This is a genomic window from Microvirga massiliensis (genome assembly GCF_001006805.1).
Classification (GTDB): domain Bacteria; phylum Pseudomonadota; class Alphaproteobacteria; order Rhizobiales; family Beijerinckiaceae; genus Microvirga; species Microvirga massiliensis.
This window is the reverse complement of the sequence record NZ_LN811360.1, coordinates 105,042-125,532: the sequence shown is the minus strand read 5'-3', so window position 1 is coordinate 125,532 and position 20,491 is coordinate 105,042. Positions and strand designations below refer to the sequence as shown.

Annotated in this window: 10 protein-coding genes and 1 pseudogene; 9 read left to right on the top strand and 2 right to left on the bottom strand. The window is 65.2% G+C overall.

Features of this window, described 5'->3' with window-relative positions; translation table 11 throughout:
- The coding region (locus tag BN1233_RS47365) for a transposase (RefSeq protein WP_046867408.1) at positions 1 to 123 on the bottom strand (123 nt) is incomplete at its 3' end.
- A 1,411-nt stretch (positions 124 to 1,534) separates the two neighbouring features.
- Here BN1233_RS47365 and BN1233_RS28535 point away from each other — a divergent pair.
- The gene (locus BN1233_RS28535; protein ID WP_046867044.1) at positions 1,535 to 1,804 is read left to right on the top strand and encodes a hypothetical protein; all 270 of its coding nucleotides are present in this window, start codon (positions 1,535 to 1,537) and stop codon (positions 1,802 to 1,804) included.
- 17 nt (positions 1,805 to 1,821) lie between these two features.
- Here the strand turns inward: BN1233_RS28535 and BN1233_RS28530 are convergent.
- Positions 1,822 to 2,097, bottom strand: a pseudogene (locus tag BN1233_RS28530) (transposase); the annotation flags it as partial.
- Here BN1233_RS28530 and BN1233_RS48580 point away from each other — a divergent pair.
- The 8 genes from BN1233_RS48580 (at position 2,075) to BN1233_RS28490 (ending at position 20,425) form a co-directional block, all read left to right on the top strand.
- The gene (locus BN1233_RS48580; RefSeq protein WP_187144402.1) at positions 2,075 to 2,503 is read left to right on the top strand and encodes a hypothetical protein; all 429 of its coding nucleotides are present in this window, start codon (positions 2,075 to 2,077) and stop codon (positions 2,501 to 2,503) included. The pseudogene BN1233_RS28530 and the gene BN1233_RS48580 overlap by 23 nt on opposite strands.
- Positions 2,504 to 2,891: 388 nt before the next feature.
- Positions 2,892 to 3,530 carry a DUF1326 domain-containing protein gene (locus tag BN1233_RS51260; protein WP_046867041.1) on the top strand — a complete coding sequence of 213 codons (639 nt, stop codon included), beginning with the start codon at positions 2,892 to 2,894 and terminating at the stop codon, positions 3,528 to 3,530.
- Positions 3,527 to 4,291 carry a DUF2182 domain-containing protein gene (locus BN1233_RS28515; protein ID WP_048710059.1) on the top strand — a complete coding sequence of 255 codons (765 nt, stop codon included), beginning with the start codon at positions 3,527 to 3,529 and terminating at the stop codon, positions 4,289 to 4,291. The genes BN1233_RS51260 and BN1233_RS28515 overlap by 4 nt, the downstream gene beginning before the upstream one ends.
- Before the next feature lie 58 nt (positions 4,292 to 4,349).
- Complete coding sequence (locus tag BN1233_RS28510; RefSeq protein WP_046867040.1) at positions 4,350 to 6,563, top strand: galactose oxidase early set domain-containing protein; 2,214 nt, start codon at positions 4,350 to 4,352, stop codon at positions 6,561 to 6,563.
- A complete protein-coding gene (locus BN1233_RS28505; protein WP_048710057.1) occupies positions 6,553 to 10,002 on the top strand; it encodes a DUF6603 domain-containing protein in 3,450 nt (1,149 codons plus the stop codon). Before BN1233_RS28510 ends, BN1233_RS28505 begins: the two co-directional genes overlap by 11 nt.
- Positions 9,999 to 13,151 carry a hypothetical protein gene (locus BN1233_RS28500; protein WP_046867039.1) on the top strand — a complete coding sequence of 1,051 codons (3,153 nt, stop codon included), beginning with the start codon at positions 9,999 to 10,001 and terminating at the stop codon, positions 13,149 to 13,151. The genes BN1233_RS28505 and BN1233_RS28500 overlap by 4 nt, the downstream gene beginning before the upstream one ends.
- On the top strand, positions 13,144 to 18,624 hold the full coding sequence (locus BN1233_RS28495; protein WP_048710055.1) for a hypothetical protein: 5,481 nt from the start codon (positions 13,144 to 13,146) through the stop codon (positions 18,622 to 18,624). The genes BN1233_RS28500 and BN1233_RS28495 overlap by 8 nt, the downstream gene beginning before the upstream one ends.
- Positions 18,617 to 20,425, top strand: coding sequence for a hypothetical protein (locus BN1233_RS28490; protein WP_046867038.1), 1,809 nt, complete (start codon positions 18,617 to 18,619; stop codon positions 20,423 to 20,425). The genes BN1233_RS28495 and BN1233_RS28490 overlap by 8 nt, the downstream gene beginning before the upstream one ends.
- Positions 20,426 to 20,491: the final 66 nt, after the last annotated feature.

Sequence of the window (20,491 nt, the reverse complement as noted above, 5' to 3'; positions counted from 1 at the left end):
ACGTCCATGCTCGGACGGAAGTGGCAGAAGAGGCTCGATGAGAACCCATTCGGCATCGGTCAGATCCGTTTCGTAACGCAACCCATCGCGGCTATATTGCCGCCGAGTGGTCGGGGTCCACATTGCAGTTCCAGAAAAGGCTTAGACAACCCCTCGGAATCACGTCAACCACGGCCACTCAACCCCTTTCGGGACGGGCTCTTAGGGTTCCTTCTGCCATCACCGATGGTGACAGTTCCCAAGGCCCTCGAAGTTCCAGCTTCGGGGGCCTTTTGCTTTGCCGATTACGTCACAGTCGCAATCTCCTTGCAGGCAATGGTTGCCGCGAGGGCATGCCGGATCCTCTGACGGGACTCAACGTGGCCAAATGCAAGCGTCTCACCACGTGCTGCACTGGCTACCGGGAGCACCAAGCCGCTGATTTCGCCACAGCCCACGTTTCGACAGTGCTGCCGCAACCCACCGAAGTGCACCGGTTTCAGTCAAGTCCGACACCACACCCAACTGCGTGTTTCTCGCGACTTTCACGTTATGGGCGGTTTTTCGCTGTAAGTGGAGTCTCTTGCGCGAAGAATCTTCACGGAACCGTAACTTTTTTCAGTTTCGGGCGAGATCACGGGAGTCTTGGTGCCGAAAAACGCGCCGGATCGAAGATTATCCCGGGGAAAATTAGCGATAATGGGATTCTTTTAGATTCCCGTGAAACCTTTTGGCCTCTCGAAGACTCTAATCGATTCCGATCTCCACTTTCGGTCGTAAGCTCTGGACTCAGCAAGACTCAGGGATAAATTCCCATTACCGCAGGCCACGGGAATTTCGCGGTGATCGGGTACATTGACCATGGCATCGCGTTTTGCCGAGTCGGCTGCAAAAATGCGGGATGGCCGTCGTTGAGGCGTTTTTGGCCGCCAAATTCAGGCTGAGCCTGGGCGCCGCCAAGTAAGACCGGCATTCGGGTCATAGAGGTTTGTCGCGCGCTGACTGGAAAATCGATTTCTTACAGCGCTGAGTGGTCGGCCGGTAGGTTTGGCGCGCGCCCGGCAACAGAGCGAGGCTCGTCCCCGACGGGCGCAGCAATTCAGGCCACTGGTGGTGGGGCCGTCCGGACCGGAGCGGATTCCACATTGTTGGGAGCACGAGGTGTATGGGCCATTCGCGGATGCGCCGAGCCAGCGTGCCCTCGATAACGAGGTTTGGCGCGCGTGAGGCGGAACCCGGGACTTTTCCACAGGGGCGCGCCAAACCCACCGACCCTGTGCGTCACGCCTCAGTATCGGGGTGCGAATGGCTGGGCTCTGACGCGGTAGTTCCCTCCTGCTCATGAAAAGTTGGTCGCGACCAACTTTTCGTGAGGGCCGCTGGTCCGTGCGGCGGAGGGAGATGGTCCTGCCGCGGAGACATGCAAAGGCTCCAATGGCCTCGCCTGCGGATGTGAGTCGGCTCTCCATTTTCCAGAGGAAATCTGGTGCCACGGATTCAGTGTTCGGTCATCGGATGGTAGGGTCGCCGGCTTTGACGGGCCGGGGGACCAAGCATGGACGATCTGCTTCTCGATGCTGCGATCGAGCGTCTCGAGGAGATGACTGAGCAGCTCGTCGCGCTGCGCGCTTCGCGCTACGAGGTCGGAGAGGTCCTGCAGATCCTCGACGAGATGTTCGGAGGGGACGGCGTGCTGTGGCTGTTCCGGCGTAACGCGGCCCTTGGCGACACCCCCGTGGCGTTCCTGCTGCGGGGCCAGCACGAGGCGATCTGCCAGCTGCTGCGGCAGGTCGAGGCCGGAGTCGAGGCCGGCGTTTACGCGTGAGCTAGAGCATCGGACTGTTAAACGGACGCATATCCAGCTGCTTTGAGGTAATTCCAGCATCCCTGCGGGGTGAAGAGATCACAGATGTCCCCGATGGCCTTCCAGAGCGCGTCGAAGGTGCGGGCCGCGATCTTGCGCAGATGCGCCTTGAGCTTCGCGAAGGCCTGCTCGATCGGGTTCAAATCCGGACTGTAGGGCGGCAGGAACAGGAACCAGGCGCCCTTCTCCTTCAGGAGCTGGGCGGCCTTCTTGCTCTTGTGGACCGCGAGGTTGCCGAGGATCACGACACCGCCTTTCCAGGCCGCCGGCAGGCTCAAGCAACGATATCCGACTGTCGCGATCGGCTCATTTCCGACCGACGAACTTATCGAGGTCGGGACTTACGACGCCCAACGATGGACCGTTCGGACGGTCGATGATCCAGACGCGCTCTCGGCCTGGGCCGGAGAAGCGATCGAGAAGATCACCGGCGTCAGATTGCCCGTCGGGTACACGGATTGGGCCACTGCGGCGCGTGCATCCGAAGGTGTCCGGCCAGTCGGGAACGCCCATGGCGGACGGCACTATACCTTCCTGACCAAGGCAGGACAGGTGATCGTTTTCGACCCGTTGGAACGCCGAGGCGAGATCCTGGCCGACGATGATCCGCGGCTCGACGACCTGTTCCCGAGTGAACGGCATGCAGGGCCGCGGCCCTAAGCTCACGCGGTGCCCACAACGCTGGCACCGTTTCGAGGATCAGGGCCAGGGCAGAAAACAAACCCGAATTTGGAGGACGCGCCCTCCCCGGTGCCTATAACTGGCCGCGGCGGCGGCCAGCCGAGAGCCTCGACAGCACCTTTCTGAGTGGCGGAGTCCATCGGATTGTCCGCGTCTTCCGCACGGATTGAACCTGCAAATCGCAGCCGGACGAAGGAATCCGTAACACCAAAGGTGGAACGCGCACCGCCAAAACGTGTAAGCGACGTAGAGCACCGGGGAGGCCAAACTAAACTACGAAATCGAATCGGCATGCTCTGGAGGGCGTTCCGCAGATCGCACAGTTCCGTGCCTTGCAGAACGGTTCCTTGTCGAGAGGTCAGCACCTATGGCGCGGTCTCCATCAAAGCGCGGCTATCGTCTGACCGGCACTTTCTTGGAACTCTGCGACTGCTATTCGGTATGCCCCTGCTGGATCGATCGCCCACCCGACGAAGGACGATGCACGGGTGCCTTCGCCTGGATGATCGATGAGGGCGATATCGGCGGACTCAACGTCGCCGGCTGTCGAGTGGTCAGTGTTTCCTTCCATACCGGCCATCGCGACACCGGCGGACAGGAAGTGTTTCTCTACGTCGACGAGAGAGCATCACCTGATCAATTCGACGCTCTCGTCCCAGTCTTCACAGGACAGGCTGGCGGCCCCCTCGGTGAACTCGGCAAGCTCATGGGAGTCCTGCGTAGCACAGAGCGTGCGGCCATCACGATCACGAACCGAGGTAAGCACTTCAGCCTGACGGTCGGCGATCGCGTGACTGGTGACGCCGAGGTCCTGGTCGGAGCGGATGGCAAGACCACCGAACTGCATCACGGTCGACTGGCCACAGTTCTTGGGCCTGTTGCCGAAGTCGGCACAAGCTCGAACCTCCGAGTGGATCTTGGTGGGTTGGGTCATAGCGTCGAGGTCAAGGGCCGAGCCGCCATGCGAGGTGATTTCCATTACCGGCATGGCGGATCTTCGAAATGATCGGAATCAGTCTCCCCCGGCGCGACGCCGCCTTGATCATCGGACTGGCGGCTGCCTCGGGTGCCGGCCTCCTGATCTGGGGAACATCCCCCTACGCGCGATGGCTCGATCACGGCTCCGCTCCAGGACACTTCGAGGGCGTCTGGACCGGCTTCATCGCCTTCAACCTCGCCTGGTTGCTGATGACCTTGGGGACCATGCTGCCCACGGCGCTACCGATGCTCGATGCCTTCGCGCGGGTGAGCGATGGTCGGCCGAACCATACTGCGCTGACTGGTGCAGTGGTGCTGGGTCTCGTCGCGGTGTGGACGACGGCAGGGCTAGCCGCAGGACTCTTTGATCACGGGCTTCGATCCCTCCTCTTCAGGATAGCCGGACATTCCCATGCGCCGCACGCGGCAGCTGCTGCGGCGTTCGCCGGCGCCGGTCTCTACCAGCTATCCGGTTTCGCCGAGCGCTGCCGGATGGCCTGCCGCTCACCCATCGGCGTCTTTGCCCGACATTGGACCGGCGGTCCGGACGTGTTGCGCCAATCCTTCGCGATTGGGCTTGATTATGGGCGCTCATGCTTCGGCTGCTGCGCCCCGCTCATGGCCGTCATGCTCGTGATCGGCATGGGCAATCTCGCCTGGATGTTCCTGCTCGCCCTCGCCGCCGCCGTGCAAAAGCATACGCCGCGGGGAGAGGTTTTCGCGAAGCTGTTCGGTTGGTGCCTCGTCGTTTCGGCCGTCCTGTTAGCTCTGCACGGAGCTGATCCGTGAGCCCCTCTCCTGAGGACGCAAATGATGCAGCACCGAGGGACTGAAGAGGGAGTGCGGGATGTCCATTACGGACGGTGCCTGGGATGCCCCCGTCGACAACGCGATCGCCACCGAGAAAATCCGTTATGGGCCCCAGGAGGTCGACGACCCTCGTGATCTCTTCGTCATCCATGCTGCTCTCCTTCATACCGGGAAGGTGCTCTGGTTCAGCGGCCACACGGAGAGCATGCATTATGCGACGGTGAGCTACAGCTGGGATCCTGACACCGGCGCGCTCACGCGCATTCCCTTCCCGCCCGGGGTCGATCTGTTCTGCTGCCATTACGTGCACCTAGAGGATGGCCGCCTCCTCACTCTGGGCGGATCCGATTTCGATTTCAGCAGCAATGGCAGCTATGGGGCGAAGAACATCCTTCTCTTCGATCCCATGCCGACCCGTGCCTTTCCGGCCGGGCGATGGATCCAAACCGGCAAGGAGCTTCTGCAGGGACGCTGGTACCCGACAGCCGTCCTTCTCGGCGATGGGCGAGTCCTCGTCTTCTCCGGTCGCCTCGAGCCGAACCGCACCAGCTCGGATGGGAGAATCATCGCCAACTGGGTCGAAGTGCTGACCCCGCCCGATTTCACTCCCCGCCGCATGACGGGTGCGGATTTCACCCTGCCGATCTACCCCGGGCTTCATCTCGCTCCGGATGGCCGGGTTTACTACACCCACACGAACTGGGGACAGGAACTCCCCGAGCCGACGACAAGGGCCCTGCAGATCACAGGCCCGACTGCGGGGACCTGGAACGATTTCGGGGTCCTGCCGGGTGAGCCGCGCCGGCGAGAGGAGGGCATGAGTGTCCTGCTGCCGCCGGCCCAAGAGGGCAAGATCCTCGTCGTCGGCGGCAGCACAGCACTCAACCCAGCTGGAACTCCAGTGCTGCAGCCGGGCGGCGGTGGCACCGGCAACATGGACCACATCGCCGACGGCAATGACCCACGTCGGGCCAACATCCTGAACACACGCCCGGGAGGTCCGCCGAATTGGACGCCGGCGCCGGGCGGAGGCATGACGAACCTGGGGCGCATCAACGGTCACCTGGTGCTGCTGCCAGACGCCACCGTGCTCGTCTGCGGAGGGCATAACCACTACAAATGGAAGAGCATCGCCAACGGAACGACGCCTTCCCTTCCAGCGGAAATCTTCACACCCGCAGCGACCGCAGCACGCTGGCCCGCGCGTCCGGCAGGATTTCGCGCCGTCGCCAGCATGACGCACCCGCGCATGTATCATTCGACGGCCTTGCTCCTCCCGGACGGGCGCGTGGTCGTCGCCGGTGGCGCCGATCGCAATGGCAGCGAGCCGCAGCTCCCGTGGCCTGCCACTTGGCCCGCCAACCTCCGGTGGAATGCCGGCGTGGTTGCCCTCAATCGCAAAGAGCGAGAGGTCTATCGTCCGCCATATTTCTTCAATCCCGGGCGCCCCACCATCAGCGCAGTGACCCGTAACGGCGCGCCCACGACCCAGATCCCCTACGGGACCCCGTTTGTCGTAACGACACCTCAGGCCGCCTCGATCCGCCTCGTGGCCCTGATGCGTCCGGGAGCCACGACGCACCACACTGACAGCGAGCAGCGCTTCGTCACCTTGGATTTCACGCGGGCCGGAAACGACCTCACCGTGACCATGCTGCCCCAGGCGGAGAACTCCACGGCTCCGCCGGGCTGGTACATGCTCTGGATCGTCGACGACCAGCAGCGCCCCTGCGAGCGTGCGAGATTCCTGCAGATCCCCGGCCCATTGCGTCCGAGGCAGGTGCACTCACTTGTCCCGAGGAAGTCATCCTGGCCCTGCATCGTCGCTACAGTGGCCATGGGATCGGAGGATGCACCAGAGGTCCTGACCTTGCGCCGCGTCCGGTTCAACCTGGAGCAGGGGACGACCGGCGGCAGGATCTTCATCCGCGCGGTCAACCGGGCTTACTACGCGGTCAGTCCCTGGATCGCGACGCGTCTCGCCTGCCGGGAGAACTGGCGGCTGGCAACCCGTGATCTGGCCGTCAGGCCATCGGCTGCGGCAGTAGGCGCCGTCGAGCGCACCGCCGCCCGGATCCAGAACCATGGGCTCCGGCACGCTGCCACCATCAGCCTCCTGATCCTTCTGGGCGTCGCGGCCCTCACCGTGACCCCGATCATCGCCATCGCGATCGCGGCATGTGCGGGGTTCCGCATCGGACGAACGCACAGGCCCATTGAGCTCGAAGGGGAGGCGCCCGATGCCGACTGAGCCTGGAACCTTCGAGCAGATTGCCTTGCTCCTCGGCGAGGCCTTGCAGCCGTTGGCCCAACGGCTGCAGCCCGATCGTGCATCGGGCACACTGGGACAACTCGGTATCTACCTGCCGCCTGAACTGTTGACGCCCGACCTCAGGGCGGCGATCGGAGCGGGCGCGAGCGCGGCGGGCGAGCTCCCCGCACTCATCAGCGCGCTCAGCACCTCGATCTCGGCGGACGCCGGCGGCATCACGATCTCGGCCGATGCTGCCCGATTGGCCGAGAAGGCGAAGGCCATCATTGACGCCTTCGCCGCCGTTAGCCGGGCCGTCAATGCGATGGGGTCCGCGCCGGGCGTAACCCCGGCGGAGCTCTCGGCCTTCGCGGCGGCCCTGCCGAAACGTCTCCTCGACCTGATCCTCGTCGACTACCTGCAGCAGAGTCGGCCGACCCTCGCAGGGCTTTGCGAAATTCTCGGCGTCATCGACGAGATTCATCTCAATGCCGGCTCCTCGGATCCCGCGAAGCCGGAGACGGTGGCGCCGACCCTCAACTTCGATCGGATCAGCGCCTTCCTGACATCGCCCGAAACTCTGGCACGCGACCTCTACCGTTGGGGGCAGGCCGATTTCCAGGCATCCCTCCTGCTCAGCCGTCTCGGCAGCGTCATGTCAGGACTCGGCCTGCCAGTGGCGCAGAGCCTCACTGCCGATGCGGTCCCGCAGACCGCGATCGAGTTCTTCATCGCCTCGCTCACGGGGACCCCGCCCGGCGTCGTACCCCCGGGGCTCGACCTGGTTCTAAACCTCGACTTCGGGGACGACTTCTCTTTCACCTTCGACGTGGCGCCGTGGCTGCAACTCGCCATCGAGGCCAGCGGTTCGGCGACCGCCGCGGCGCGGGCGCGAGTCCAGCCTCCCTCCTCCATCAGCTTCATCCCTCCGGGCGCAGGCACCACCATCCAAGGGGAAGTCGGAGTGAGCCTGGCCCGCGTACCGGCTCCCGAGGAGTCGGTCGTGACACTCCTCGGTGCCGTCGGCGGCAGCCGACTCGAGGCGCAGCGTCTCAGCGCGGGCGTCAAAGGCCTCTTCGCCTGGGATCCTGCGCAGGGAAGCGCCCGGGGCGATCTCGCCATCGAGGGAGCGATCGCCGGGGGCAAGCTCGTGATCTCCCTCGCCGAGGCGGATGGCTTCATCGGGTCCATCATGGGCGGCTTCGGCCTGGAGGCCGCGTTCGATCTCGGGTTCGGGTGGACGGCCGGTCAGGGTGTCTACTTCACGGGCAGCGGCGGCCTCGAGGTGCAGGTCCCCACGCACGTTGAACTCGGCCCCGTGGAGATCCAGGGGGTCTCCATGCGGATCGGAGTAGAAGCCGCGAGTTTCCCGACGGACCTGGGCGCCACGATCAAGGCAGCCCTTGGCCCCCTCTCCGCGACCGTCGAGCAGATCGGGGCGCGCGCCATCCTCAGCTTCCCTCCAGGAGGCGGAAACCTTGGTCCGGCCAATCTTCAGGTGCGCTTCAAGGCGCCGACTGGAGTTGGTCTCAGCCTCGACGTCGGCGTGGTGAAGGGCGGCGGCTTCCTCACCATCAACGAGGAGCGCGGGGAGTACGGCGGCGCCCTGGAGCTCGTCTTTGCCGAAGTCGTGGCGGTGCGGGCCATCGGCCTCATTACGACGCGCAATCCGGACGGTAGTCCCGGCTTTTCGCTGGTCGTCCTGATCAGCATCGATTTCGGGACGGGCATCCAGCTCGGCTTCGGTTTCACCCTGCTCGCCATCGGCGGGCTCGTCGGGCTCAACCGGACGATGAATCTCGAGGCACTGATGACCGGCGTGCGCACCGGCGCGCTCGGCTCCATCATGTTCCCGCAGGATATCGTGGCGAACGCGCCGCGCATCCTGAGCGATCTGCGAACCTTCTTCCCCGCCCGTCAGGGGACATTCCTGATCGGCCCGATGCTGAAGATCGGCTGGGGAACGCCGACCCTCGTCAGTCTCTCGGTTGGCGTCATCATCGAGATTCCCGGCAATATCGCCATCGTCGGAGTGCTGAAAGTCGCGATCCCCGACGAGCGCGCGCCCCTGATCCTGCTTCAGGTGAGCTTCGTGGGAGCGATCGAGTTCGACAAGAAGCGCCTCTTCTTCTTCGCCGGCCTCTTCGATTCCCGCGTCCTGTTCATGACGATCTCGGGCGAGATGGGGCTGCTCGTTGCCTGGAGCGATAACGCCAACTTCGTCATCAGCGTCGGCGGTTTCCATCCCCGTTTCATGCCGCCGCCTCTGCCCTTCCCGAGCCCTGCCCGGATAGTGGTGAGCATCATCGATACCGAGCATGCCCGCATTCGGTATCAGGGCTATTTCGCGGTCACGAGCAACACGGCCCAGCTGGGAGCCAGCGCGGAGTTCTTCTTCGGCTTCGATTCCTTCTCGGTCCAGGGGCTTATCGGCTTCGACGCCCTGTTCCAGTTCTCGCCCCTCTACTTCGTCATCGACATCTCGGCCGCCGCATCGCTACGGGCTTTCGGGGCCGACGTGTTCAGCCTGCAGCTGCATCTCACTCTCGAGGGACCGCAGCCATGGCGGGCACGAGGCACCGGCTCCATCTCGCTGCTCTTCTTCGATATCTCGGCCGATTTCGACATCACCTGGGGAGATCCGAGCCCACCGGCGCTCGAGCCGATCGATGTCCTCCCCCTTGTGGAGGCCGAGTTCGCCAAGGATCAGTCCTGGACGGCTCTCCTCCCTCCGGGGGCGAGCCTTTCCGTCACGGTTCGGTCTCTCGACACCCCGGAAGACGCGGGTGTCCTCGTTCTTCATCCGGTCGGCACGCTGCAGGTGCGCCAGAGGGCGATCCCGCTCGATCTTTCGATCAATAAGGTCGGCAACCGGCGAGCCCGCGACGCATCGCGGGTCTCGATCACGGTCTCAAGTGCGTCGCTCTCTCGGCGCGGTGATCTGGACGAGTCCTTCGCCCTCGCCCAGTTCATCGACATGGACGACGCGGCCAAGCTGTCTCGTCCCGCTTATGAGCGCCAGCATGGCGGCATCGAGCTCACGGCCACCGCCTCCGCGGCCACGGCCCGCCTGACCAAGCGGGTGGTGCGCTTCGACCGGACCGTTATCGACAACCGTTTCCGTCGGCGCGTCCTGCGTTTCCAGACTTCGATCGGTTCTCTGTTCGAGCACTTCCTCGGCGGAGCCTCGATCGCAAGATCCCCCCTCTCGACGAACACGAAGCGCCGGTTGGATCCTTATGGCGACGCCATCTCCATTTCCGGGGATCACTTCGCCGTTGCCTCGGCGTCGACCAATGTCGCCGTGGCTGCCGACGCGGTCTTCGCCAGCGAAGCGGCCGCGATGGACCACATGGCCTCGCTGATCGCCGCAGACCCCAACCTGGCAGACGCGATCCACGTGCTTCCGAGCGCAGAACTCAGCGGGGTGACCCCATGACCGACACGATCGGTACATACTCCTTCTTGCCCTGGCTGCGGCGCGGGATCGCCAACACGATTACAGCAGCAGATGGCGCAGCGATCCCGGGGACACGCGTCACGATCCCGGTCGACCTCGTCATCTCGGGAACTGCTCCGAACGGAGCGGCACTCCCGGGCCGCCCTATTCACCGCGATATCGCTCTCTTTGGTCCGGGAGACCTCACAAAGGTCCAGCAGCGCATAGTCGTGCGCATGGAGCCCCGCCCTGGCATCACCAACTTCGAGCCGAATTACCTCGCCTTTGTGGAATTCTACGAAGAGGACCTCCCCTGGCGTTACACGCCTGCAGCACCGGACCCGGTCACCAAGCGCCTCCGGCCCTGGATCTCACTGGTCGTGCTGGCAGAAGGGGAATTCAAGAATGTGACAGAAAGGGACTTCGCGGACGCCGGAGCAGCGTCCTTCGAGCGCCCTGGCGTCATCACGGTCGACGATCTCGGGCTGTTCCCGCCGGCCGAGCAACTCTGGGCTTGGGCGCATGTGCATGTGAACCGGAGCCTCTTGCCGGCTCCTGGCGACATCCTCTCCGACGACGCGACCGCGGCGATCTCCCGCCTCGAGGCAACGCTCGCCGAGAACGCAGACCATGCCTCGTCGCGCCTCCTCTGTCCTCGGAAGCTCACGCCCAACACGTCCTATCACGCCTTCGTAGTGCCGACCTTCGAGAGCGGGCGACTGGCGGGGCTTGGCCTCTCGCCGGCCGCAGCTCCGAACCCCACTGCGTCCGCCTGGGCTGCCTATGCGGGCCGCGAAGCCGGCGGGCAGTTCCCCTATTATCATCGCTGGGCCTTCAGCACGGGTGCGCTCGGCGACTTCGAGCAGCTCGCGCGGCTGCTTCGGCCACGGCCGGTCAACCCGCGGGTCGGGCAGCGCGACATGGATGTCCAGGCGCCCGGATCCAACCTGCCGGGCATCTCGAACCCCGCCTTGGGAGGCGTCCTCCGACTGGGCGGTGCACTGCAAGTTCCGCAGTCGAGCCTCGATCCGACCGAGCTTGCCACAGCGCAGAAATACGAGAACTGGAGCCAGCCTTACCCGCACCCCTTCCAGGTCGCTCTCGCCAACCTGATCAACCTGGCCGCCGATTACGAAAGCGGCGAGGCATCAGATCCCGACCCCGTCATTACCCCGCCTCTGTACGGGCAGTGGCATGCCCTTACGAGCCGGCTTCTGGATCCGGCGCCGCCTCCTCCAGCCAGGCAAGATAACTGGGTGCATGACCTGAACCTCGACCCTCGCTTCAGGGTCGCGGCGGCCTTTGGCACTGAGGTCGTCCAGAAAAACCAGGAGGACTACATGGCGGCGGCCTGGAAACAGGTCGGGGACGTGCTCGAGGCAAACCGCCGGATCCGGCTTGCCCATCTCGCCCAGCAGGTTGCCCTGAGCTGGCACGGCCGCCATCTCGTGCCCCGGCTCGCGACTGATCCCGGCGGACTCCTTGCCCTGACCTCGCCCGTCCTTCGTCGCGTCCTCTTGGACGGCATCACCGTCGGACATCAGGTGGCCGCCTCCAACCTGGGGGCCGCACCGACCTCAGCGGCCATGCGACGCCTGAACCGTCCGGGCTCGCGGATTGCCCGCCGCACCTTCGGAGCCGCGCCGAAATCCCGCCCGCGTCAGAACATCATCGAGCGTATGGCCGCCGGCGAGATCAGGGCCGCTGATCCGAAGGTTGCCCCCAAGGGAGCCCTGTTGCTCCCGAATTTCGCGAGACTGTCCCGCGAAGTCTTCGCCCGCCGCGGATTGGATGACCGTCTCGGGCTTCTCGACGACCGGCGACGCAGGTCCGAGCTCGTCGGCGCGCTGCCCCGCAACCCGAATTACCGGCCTCTCACACCCCCTTGGGACCGGGCCCCCGATCCTGTCCATGGCGAACGGGACAGCGAGGCGGGAGAGCGCTTCAAGGAGGCGACGCGCGCCGTCGCAGATCTCATTACCGCAACCTCGAAGGTCTCACAGGAGCCGCCTCGCCCGGCCCTTCCGGTGCGAGACGTGATCGCGGCGGCACTGGACAGCCTCCATCCCAACCGAACGATTCCCCGCCGGACCCTTAGCGGGCTTCGCATCCCCGAACGGCTACGCCCGTTGGTCGTCGAGCGCTTCAAGGAGGCAATGGCCTACCCCGAGATCGACGTGCCCATGTACAAGCCTCTCGTCGACATCTCGAGCGAGCTCTTTCTCCCGAACCTCAACCTCGTCGAGCAGAACAGCGTCACCCTGCTGGAGACGAACCAGCGCTTCATCGAGGCATATCTCGTCGGCCTGAACCACGAGTTCGCCCGCGAGCTGCTTTGGCGGGAATACCCGACCGACCAGCGGGGCAGCTATTTCCGACAGTTTTGGGACCCGACCGCAGCCCTGCCGGTTCCCGGCGAGACACCCCAAGCCCGGCGCGAGCGCCTCCGCGACATCCCTCCCCTGCATCTCTGGTCCCAGGCTTCCGATCTCGGCGACCACGACAACCGCGAGGCCTCGCCCGGCACCGCCGAAGAAGAGGTCGTGCTCGTCATCCGGGGCGAGTTGCTGAAGCGCTATCCGACCGCGGTCATCTACGCTCAACGTGCGGAATGGGTTCGCCGGGACGACGGAACAATCGATCCGACGGCCGAGCGTGTCCTGGTGGAACTCACCTCCGCGGAGGAGACCAATCCTCCCCCCACCAAGCTGCGCACGCCTCTCTACGAGGCCAAGGTCGATCCAGACATCTACTTCTTCGGCTTCGACCTGACGGCCACGGCAGCCCGTGGCGAGACGGGCGAGCACTCGACTGACGATCCGGGTTGGTTCTTCGTGATCCAGGAGCGTCCGGGGGAACCGCGCTTCGGCTTTGACATCGAGCGCACGGGCGCCCTGAATGTCTGGAACGACTTTGCTTGGGCCGACGTGCTGCCAGCCAATGCGCGCTTTGTGCCCGTGGGTACAACCGCGCCAAGCCACATCCTGACAGAACCAACTGCACCCGACGTGGCGGAGAAGCGGCCGCAGTGGCAGGACGACCGCGTCCTGAGCTGGGGGCCGAACATGCAGTCCTCGGAGGTGGCCTACATCACCTACCAGGCTCCCGTCCAAGTCGCGATCCACGCGAGGGAGATGCTCCGTGGCTAGCGAGGAGATCAACAAGGCCTTTGCGGAGGTCCAAGAGGCCGAGACCAAGTTGTCGGAGGCCGAGGGAGCAGCGAAAGCCGCGAGCGCCAAGCTTCGACGGCTTCGGGCAGAGCGCATAATCGCGGGGCGCCGGGCCGATCCGCGCGATCCGGATGCGCAGAAGCAGATCCAGGAACTCGATGCAAGCATCGAAGAGGCCGAGGCCGAGTTGGCAGAGCGGCGCACTGCCGTCGGCGAGATCCGGCCCAAGCTGGCTGAAGCGGTCAGAAGGCTCGGAGGGCTCACGGATCCTCGCAGCAACGCGGACCATCTGAGCGGTGACACGCCGCTTCTCATGATGCCGATGCGGTTGGAGACCCGCTTCCGCGATGGCGAGCTCTGGGTCCGGATCTACCCGGACCAGTGGGCGCTCGACACCTTCGAGGAGGATCTTTCGCAAAGTGAAGCTGCCGCCGTTCGCCAGTTCTGGGGCGAGTGGTGGCGTGCCGGTGGAGATCGGGATCGCCGGCGGACGGCCTGGCGCGGCTTGGTTGCGAGCTGTGGCTGCGGACGTGCCGGCTGGATCGTCCAGATAATCACCCCGCTCAACGCAGGTGACGAACCGGTCCATGGCGGGGCCGACGAGGTTGTCCTCGTCGTGATCGGGGATGCCGTTCCTCCGGCAGGCAGCAGGGCGGCAGCAGCCGCATACTGGGAGGCAATCTGGCGGGCCGGCCCCGACGCGGAGCGCGTCGCGGAGGCAGAATCGGCCCTGATAACCGCGCTCGGTGCCGCCGCGGCCGCGGATGTCCGGAGCCGTGCGCCCTTCAACCTCGACGAGGCCTCGCCAGCGCCCGACCGGCTCGCCGCGACCGTGCGTGTAGCCTTCATGGCCCTGACGCTCCCGGCGCCCGACAAGGTCAAGGCGACATCCTGGACGAAAGCTGCTCGCGTCCACCTCCTGCCGACGAGGTTCGTCCTGCTCGGCTTCCAAGGGGGCGCTCTCGTCCTTGAGGAGATCGGCGAGCCTATCCCCCCGACACTTGCGATCGGCCCCGATCCCTCGGCCGCCCCGGAGGAGGCGCTCCGCCAAGAGAACGGCAAGCTCATCATCCCGGATGAGCTCCAGTGGATGATCGACTTCGACAAGGCTGTCGAGGTCGGGATGGGCTTGCGCATCACCCTGACCCCCGCGACCAGCGGCGGCGTGGAGCGCCTCTTCGCGATCGGCCTGCGGATCGGGCCGAAGCCGGACGAGTCCCAGCGCCAGCTGGAACAGCTCCTGATCCATCACCAGAACAGCCGAAACGGCTTGGCACTCGTTCCCCAAGGGGCGCCGACCAACAATACCGAGGGAAGCTCGTCAGGCCACAACCGGGCCTCCGACGCGGAGGCGGACAGCTCCTTCGGCCGCGTCTTCGAGGGAGCATCGGCTCTCGAGGATCGCCCCGCATGGGCGATCAAGCAGGATGGGCAGTGGCTCGCCGAGGCAGTGGGGCTGGATCCTGCGATCCTGGCGACCCTTCAGGGGGCGACTGGCATGGACCAGTCGGAGAGCCGCTCCGCACAGGTCGCGCTTTGGCCTGCGACCTGGGACTACTTTCTCTCGACAATGCTCCATCCGATCTTCAGTGACCGGGCCGTGGAGCGCGCCAGAGCCTTCTTCACGCGCTATGTCAGTGGCCGCGGTCTCCTGCCATGCCTCCGCATCGGCCGCCAGCCCTACGGTGTCCTGCCAACGACCGTGCTCTCGCGCCTGGTTCCGGCGGTTGCTCCAGGCGATGACGAACTCGACGCAGAGGCCCTTGGCGTGATCACGAAGCTCACCTCCGTGGTCGCGGATGCCTGGAAGCCGCTCGCGGATGGAGCCAGTCGCCTCGGCGCGGGCGGTGACCCGCACCAGGAGCTGCTCTCCGTGCTGGCCCTTCACCCGGCCTCTATCGAATTCCACCAGCGCTACGCGGAGAGCCTCGACGATATCCTGAATCGATTCGGTTTCGACGGACTGGTGGGAGAGCTGTTCCAGATCTTCCAAACGATCCTGACTACGACCCGGGCCCGAGACCTGTTACAGCAGATGGGCTGGAACGGTGAGGATCCGGACATTCTCTCCAGGCTGTTCCACGGGGCGCAGCATCGGTTGATGGGCCCCCTCGTGGATGACCGTCCGCTCTCGGAGACCGAACCGGTCCGGATCTACACAGACGACGGGCGCAATTACCTGAAATGGCTGGCCGACACCGCCCGTATCTCGCTCGACATGTTGCGGCGTGAACAGGGCTTTTCGGGCAACAAACGACCCAAGGCCCTCCTCTACATCCTGTTGCGGCACGCCCTGCTGCTTTCCTGGTGGGACACAAGTCTTCGGCTGCGCCTGGATGCCGGACTGCTCACACCGGACGAGTTGAAGCTGACCCGTCGCGAGCAGGCTTTCGTGCATATCGCCGCCAGCAGCACCAGCGAGAGCCGCTATCAACCTCTGTACTCGCCTGAGCCACGCCTGACCGGGGACGATCGCATGATCGTCGCAGACCTGATCCCCCGCCTGCTCGGGCATGGTCCGACCCGCCACCTCACGGACACGATCGAAGCGATCGAGCGGCTGAGCGGGCTTCCAACGGCCCGGCTGGAACGCCTGCTGGCAGAGCACCTCGACTGCTGCAGTCATCGCCTCGATGCCTGGAGACTGGGCCTCGTCCATCATCGCCTGCTAACCATGCGAAACGTGCGCGACGGTGGCGCCGGTTCAGTCAAGCGGGGCATCCATCTCGGTGCCTTCGCGTGGTTGGAAGAGGTTCGCCCCGAGCCGAGCCGTCTTTCCGATGTGCCCATCACCGACGAACTGGCAGAGGCCCTGGAGATCCCCGCCGGAGAGAAGCTGCAGCGCGATTCCTTGAACGGCGGCTTCATTCACGCACCCTCCCTGAACCATGCGACGACCGCCGCTATTCTCCGCAGCGGCTACCTGGCTCACGCGACGACTGGCCAGCCCGATCTGATGGCGGTCAACATCAGCTCCGAACGGATGCGGCTCGCCCAATCCGTTCTCCAGGGGGTCCGCGAGGGACAGAGCTTGGGAGCTCTCCTCGGCTATCGCCTGGAACGCGGGATGCATGACCGGCATGGCCTCGCCGAGATCGATTTCCTTATCTACGAGCTACGGCGGGTCTTCCCCTCGCCGGGAGATCGCGACGCCCGCCAGGCGATCGACGGCCTCGACCTCGTCCGGCACATCCACCAGGCAGGCATCCGAACCTATCCCTTCGGACGCGCGGATCTCCCCCCGGTGACCACCGCCGAGGCCACGGCGGTGAACATAGAAATCGAGCGCCTGCTCGATCTGCACGATGCCATCGCCGACCTCGCGCTCGCGGAAGGCGTTCATCAAGCGGTCCTCGGCAACGTGGATCGCGTCGCCGCCACCTTCGATACCTTCTCGAAGGGCGGCTTCCCACCGGAACCGGCCGTCCTCCAGACGCCGCGCTCCGGCACGACGCTGACGCACCGGGTCGGGCTCCACCTGCGCGCCGGCCTGAGCCATGAAACGTCACCCGTCGCTGGCATCCCGATGACACCTCGCGCCATCGCCGAGCCTGCGGTGAACGAGTTCGTCTCTCGCATGCTCCCGCCGATGGGCGATATCCGGGTGCGCGTGACCTGGCGCGACGACGCAAACGCGGAGTTCGTTCGCCAAGTCAGCATGAAGGACGTCGGGTTGCAGCCGATCGACCTCCTTCACCTCGTGCATCTCGGCGGGCAGGCCATGTCCGAATTGGACGAGAGGATCGCGCGGCACATCACATCCGATGACGGATTGCCTCCCGCACTCGCCTCAGGTGTGACCCTCCATTACGCGGATCGAATCACGGGCCTGACGACGGTCTTCGAGATCGCCCCCCTGATCGGGCACTTGCGGACGCTCCTCATGCGGTCCCGCCCGTTGCGTGCGACCGACGTGATGCCGGCCGCTGAAGCCAAGCGAGGGACCGACGAAGCCGGCGTGCAGTCCGACGGAGCGCGTCCGGCCGCAGTGCTCTCGGCGCTTCAGGACTGGCGTGAGAGGGCCGACCAACTCATCTCTGATCTTACGACCCTCATCGATGACACCGCCGCCGGGCCGGCGGCCATGGTCGAAGGGATCGATCTGCTCATCGACCGGGCGATCGACATCCTGGGGGAGGCAGGGAGGTTCGGAATTCCTGCTTCGGGATGGGGGGACATCCTGGAGCGGCGTCTCACCGCCCTGACTCGCATGCTCGACGCTGTCGATGCCGTCGTCCTCCGGTGGCAACGGAAGCTTGCGGACGCCGACGCGCAGCTCGCGACGGAGGCCGCGCTCCCGACGACGGCGGAAATTCCCGAACGCAACCGGCTCCTGATCCTGGCGGAGGCCGCGATCAGCGCGGAGCAGACCGATCCCATACCGGCCGACGCCGACGTTTATCGTGCCGCTGTCGAGCAGAAGCGCGCCGACTTCGCCACTCGCCTCGGGGAGTTGCAAGCAATCCGCCCCGGCTCGACGGATCTTTCCGGCACCATCGCAATGGTGACGGACCTTCTCCCCCTCACGGATTTCGACGCCACTCCTTTCGATCTCTCCTCCACCGAGGAGGAGGTCGTAGCCTTCGTCGGCTACCTGCGCCAACGGATCGCCGCCGTGGTGGCGACCTGCGACAAGAGGATCGACGCGGCTACGGCGCAATTGAGCGCATACGAGGCCGCGACCCCCGGCCGTGCCCGCGCTGAGGCAGCGATCGCCGCCTCCAAGGCCCTGGTCGGCGAGGATGCCGTCGTGATCCCGGAATTCACCGTGTCGCGGCCCCTCGGCGACGAATGGGAGGCAGCCATCGCCTGGAGCCGCACGGGCGGGCTGACGACGCATCTCTCGAAAACGCGATCCTATCCGGTGGACGATTGGCTGACCGGCGTGGCCCGGGTCCGAGAGAAGATGCGCGCCTGGGAGCAAGCCTCACTGCTCGCGAGCGTCCTCGGGCGTAGCGAGCCCCAGCTCCTGCCGACCCAGTGGCCGCATCGCTCCGAACCCTGGATTGCACTCGAGTTGCCGAGCGGGTTCTCGCCTGTCGGCGAGAGGGTCCTCTACACCGCTCATTACCCAACCGCTTTCGACAAGACGCAAGCTGTCTGCGGTCTTCTCGTCGATGAGTGGACGGAGACGATCCCTATCGAAGAGATCACGGCGGGCCTCGCCTTCCACCACGACTCTCCCGATTGCGAGGCTCCCCAGGCGATGCTCCTGATGGTGCCGCCGCAGCCAACGCCTGCCTGGCAGTGGGACGACATCGTCGACACGCTCCATGAGACGCTGGACCTCGCCCGGATGCGTGCCATCGAACCGAGCCAAGTGGATGCTACGCCGTTCGCGAGCTTCCTGCCCGCGACGGTCATGGCAGCGACCGTCTATGGCACTTCGATCGCTGCGAACCTCGCCCTCAATAACAGCGTGCTGAGCGCCCTTGGAGGCCCGGATGCCTAGTCTAGTCGACATCGCGGACATGCAGTCCGCGCTCGTCACCCGGGCTTACCCCACGATCACGATCTGGAACCGGCTGGAGGGGCGCCCTCGCTCGATCGATTTCGGCCGCGCGCTCCGGGCCGAGATCCGCGACGCGCTCTGGTTGCTCACGCGTCAGTGGCAGATCGGCGAGTTCCGGGGCGACGATGCCGGCTCGCCCGTCACGGCCCGGTTCCAGATCACCTCAGCCCCTCTCACTGGCTACCGCCCGAAAGAAGGGACCGCGACAGGTCTCGACGGATCGATCCCCCTCGAGACTCTGGTCGAGCGACGCTCGATCGAACGGGCCATGGAGGCCGGCGGGCTCGGTCTTCTCGACCTCCGCTTGGTGCTTGGCCGTCGGTTCCTCAAGTCCGTGCCCCCCGTCTATCAATCCTCCCTCACCGAGAAATACGCCTTCGTGCTCCCGGACCCGCAGAGCGAGGGGGATACCGAACGCGTGGCCCACCCGGAGGTCTGGTCCACTCTGCAAGCCCTGGCCGGCAGAGCCCTGGATGGCTATCGCCTTTACCGATACCTGGAGGATGACGCGGCGCACCGCCCTTGGGACGGCATCCCGGTGCTCGAAGCCGATAAGGCGACCCTGACAGCGGCAGCCCACGCGTTACGCGACTGGTTCGAGACCGCCTTCGCTCATCCAACCGAGACGGCCTGGGATCCGACACGGCTCGAACACCGCTTCTCAGTCACGGCACCGGTCGAGGATGGAACCAAGCGTCTGCTCGCCGAGGAGCACCCCGGTGGGCATCTCGATTGGACCGCCTTCTCGGTTGATCCAAGTGGTGCTCGAGGAAGCGGCGCCCCTGGGAAGGCGAGGTCGGTCATCCCAACCGCAGCCCGCTTCAACGGCATGCCCGATCAGCGCTGGTGGGCGTTCGAGGACGGGACCACCAATCTCGGCGAGGTGCGGGCTGACACGACTGATCTCGCGCGCCTGCTCTTCGTCGAATTCGCACTCGTCGCAGGGAATGATTGGTACACGATCCCTCTGCCCGCCCGGGCCGGGACCACTGACCGCGTCGAGGCGCTCGTTGTCACAAACGTCTTCGGTGAACGTCTTTGGATCGAGCCGGCTGGGCGCGGCACCGACGATGATTGGCAACGCTGGTCGATGTTCACCCTCGACGTCGCAGGAACCGGGAAGGAGCTTGCTGACATGTCTCTGCTGATCCCACCGACGCTGGCTCAGGTGGAGAACGGCAAGCCCCTCGAAGATGTGCTCTTTGTTCGAGACGAGATCGCAAATTTCGTTTGGGGAATCGAGCGTACCGTGCCGCTGGCGACCGGGGCTGGTCGCCGGGGCGCAGAGGCAGCTGACGAGACGCGGGCACATCGGGAGCGGCTCATCAGCGCCAATCCCGCCCCGCCACCTACTCCTGCCGCTCCGATCTCCTACCGTGTCATGCAAGGTGTACCGGAGCACTGGATCCCCTTCATTGCAACGCATGTCCCTGGCGAGGTCCGGGAAACCCAGCTCCAGCGAGCTGCCATGACGCGGATTATCGAAGGAGACCGCAATCCGCCGAAGAAGATCAGGCCGCGCACCACGCTGCTGCGGGAGGGACTCGATACCACGCCCGCCCAGGCCTACTTCGTACACGAAAGCGAAGTGCCGCGAGCCGGAACGCAGGTCTCTGTCGCCTTCAAGCGGACGCGCGGAATTGGAGGTCGCGTATGGGTCTGGCTGGCAGCATTGCGCCAGACGGGGCGAGGTGAGGCATCGAGCACCCTTGCTTTCGACAAGATCGTTCCGACGCCTTGAGCAGTGTCCGATCATCTGGGGCAAACGCCACCGACATCGGCCGCGCCGCCCAGTATCGCTCGCTTG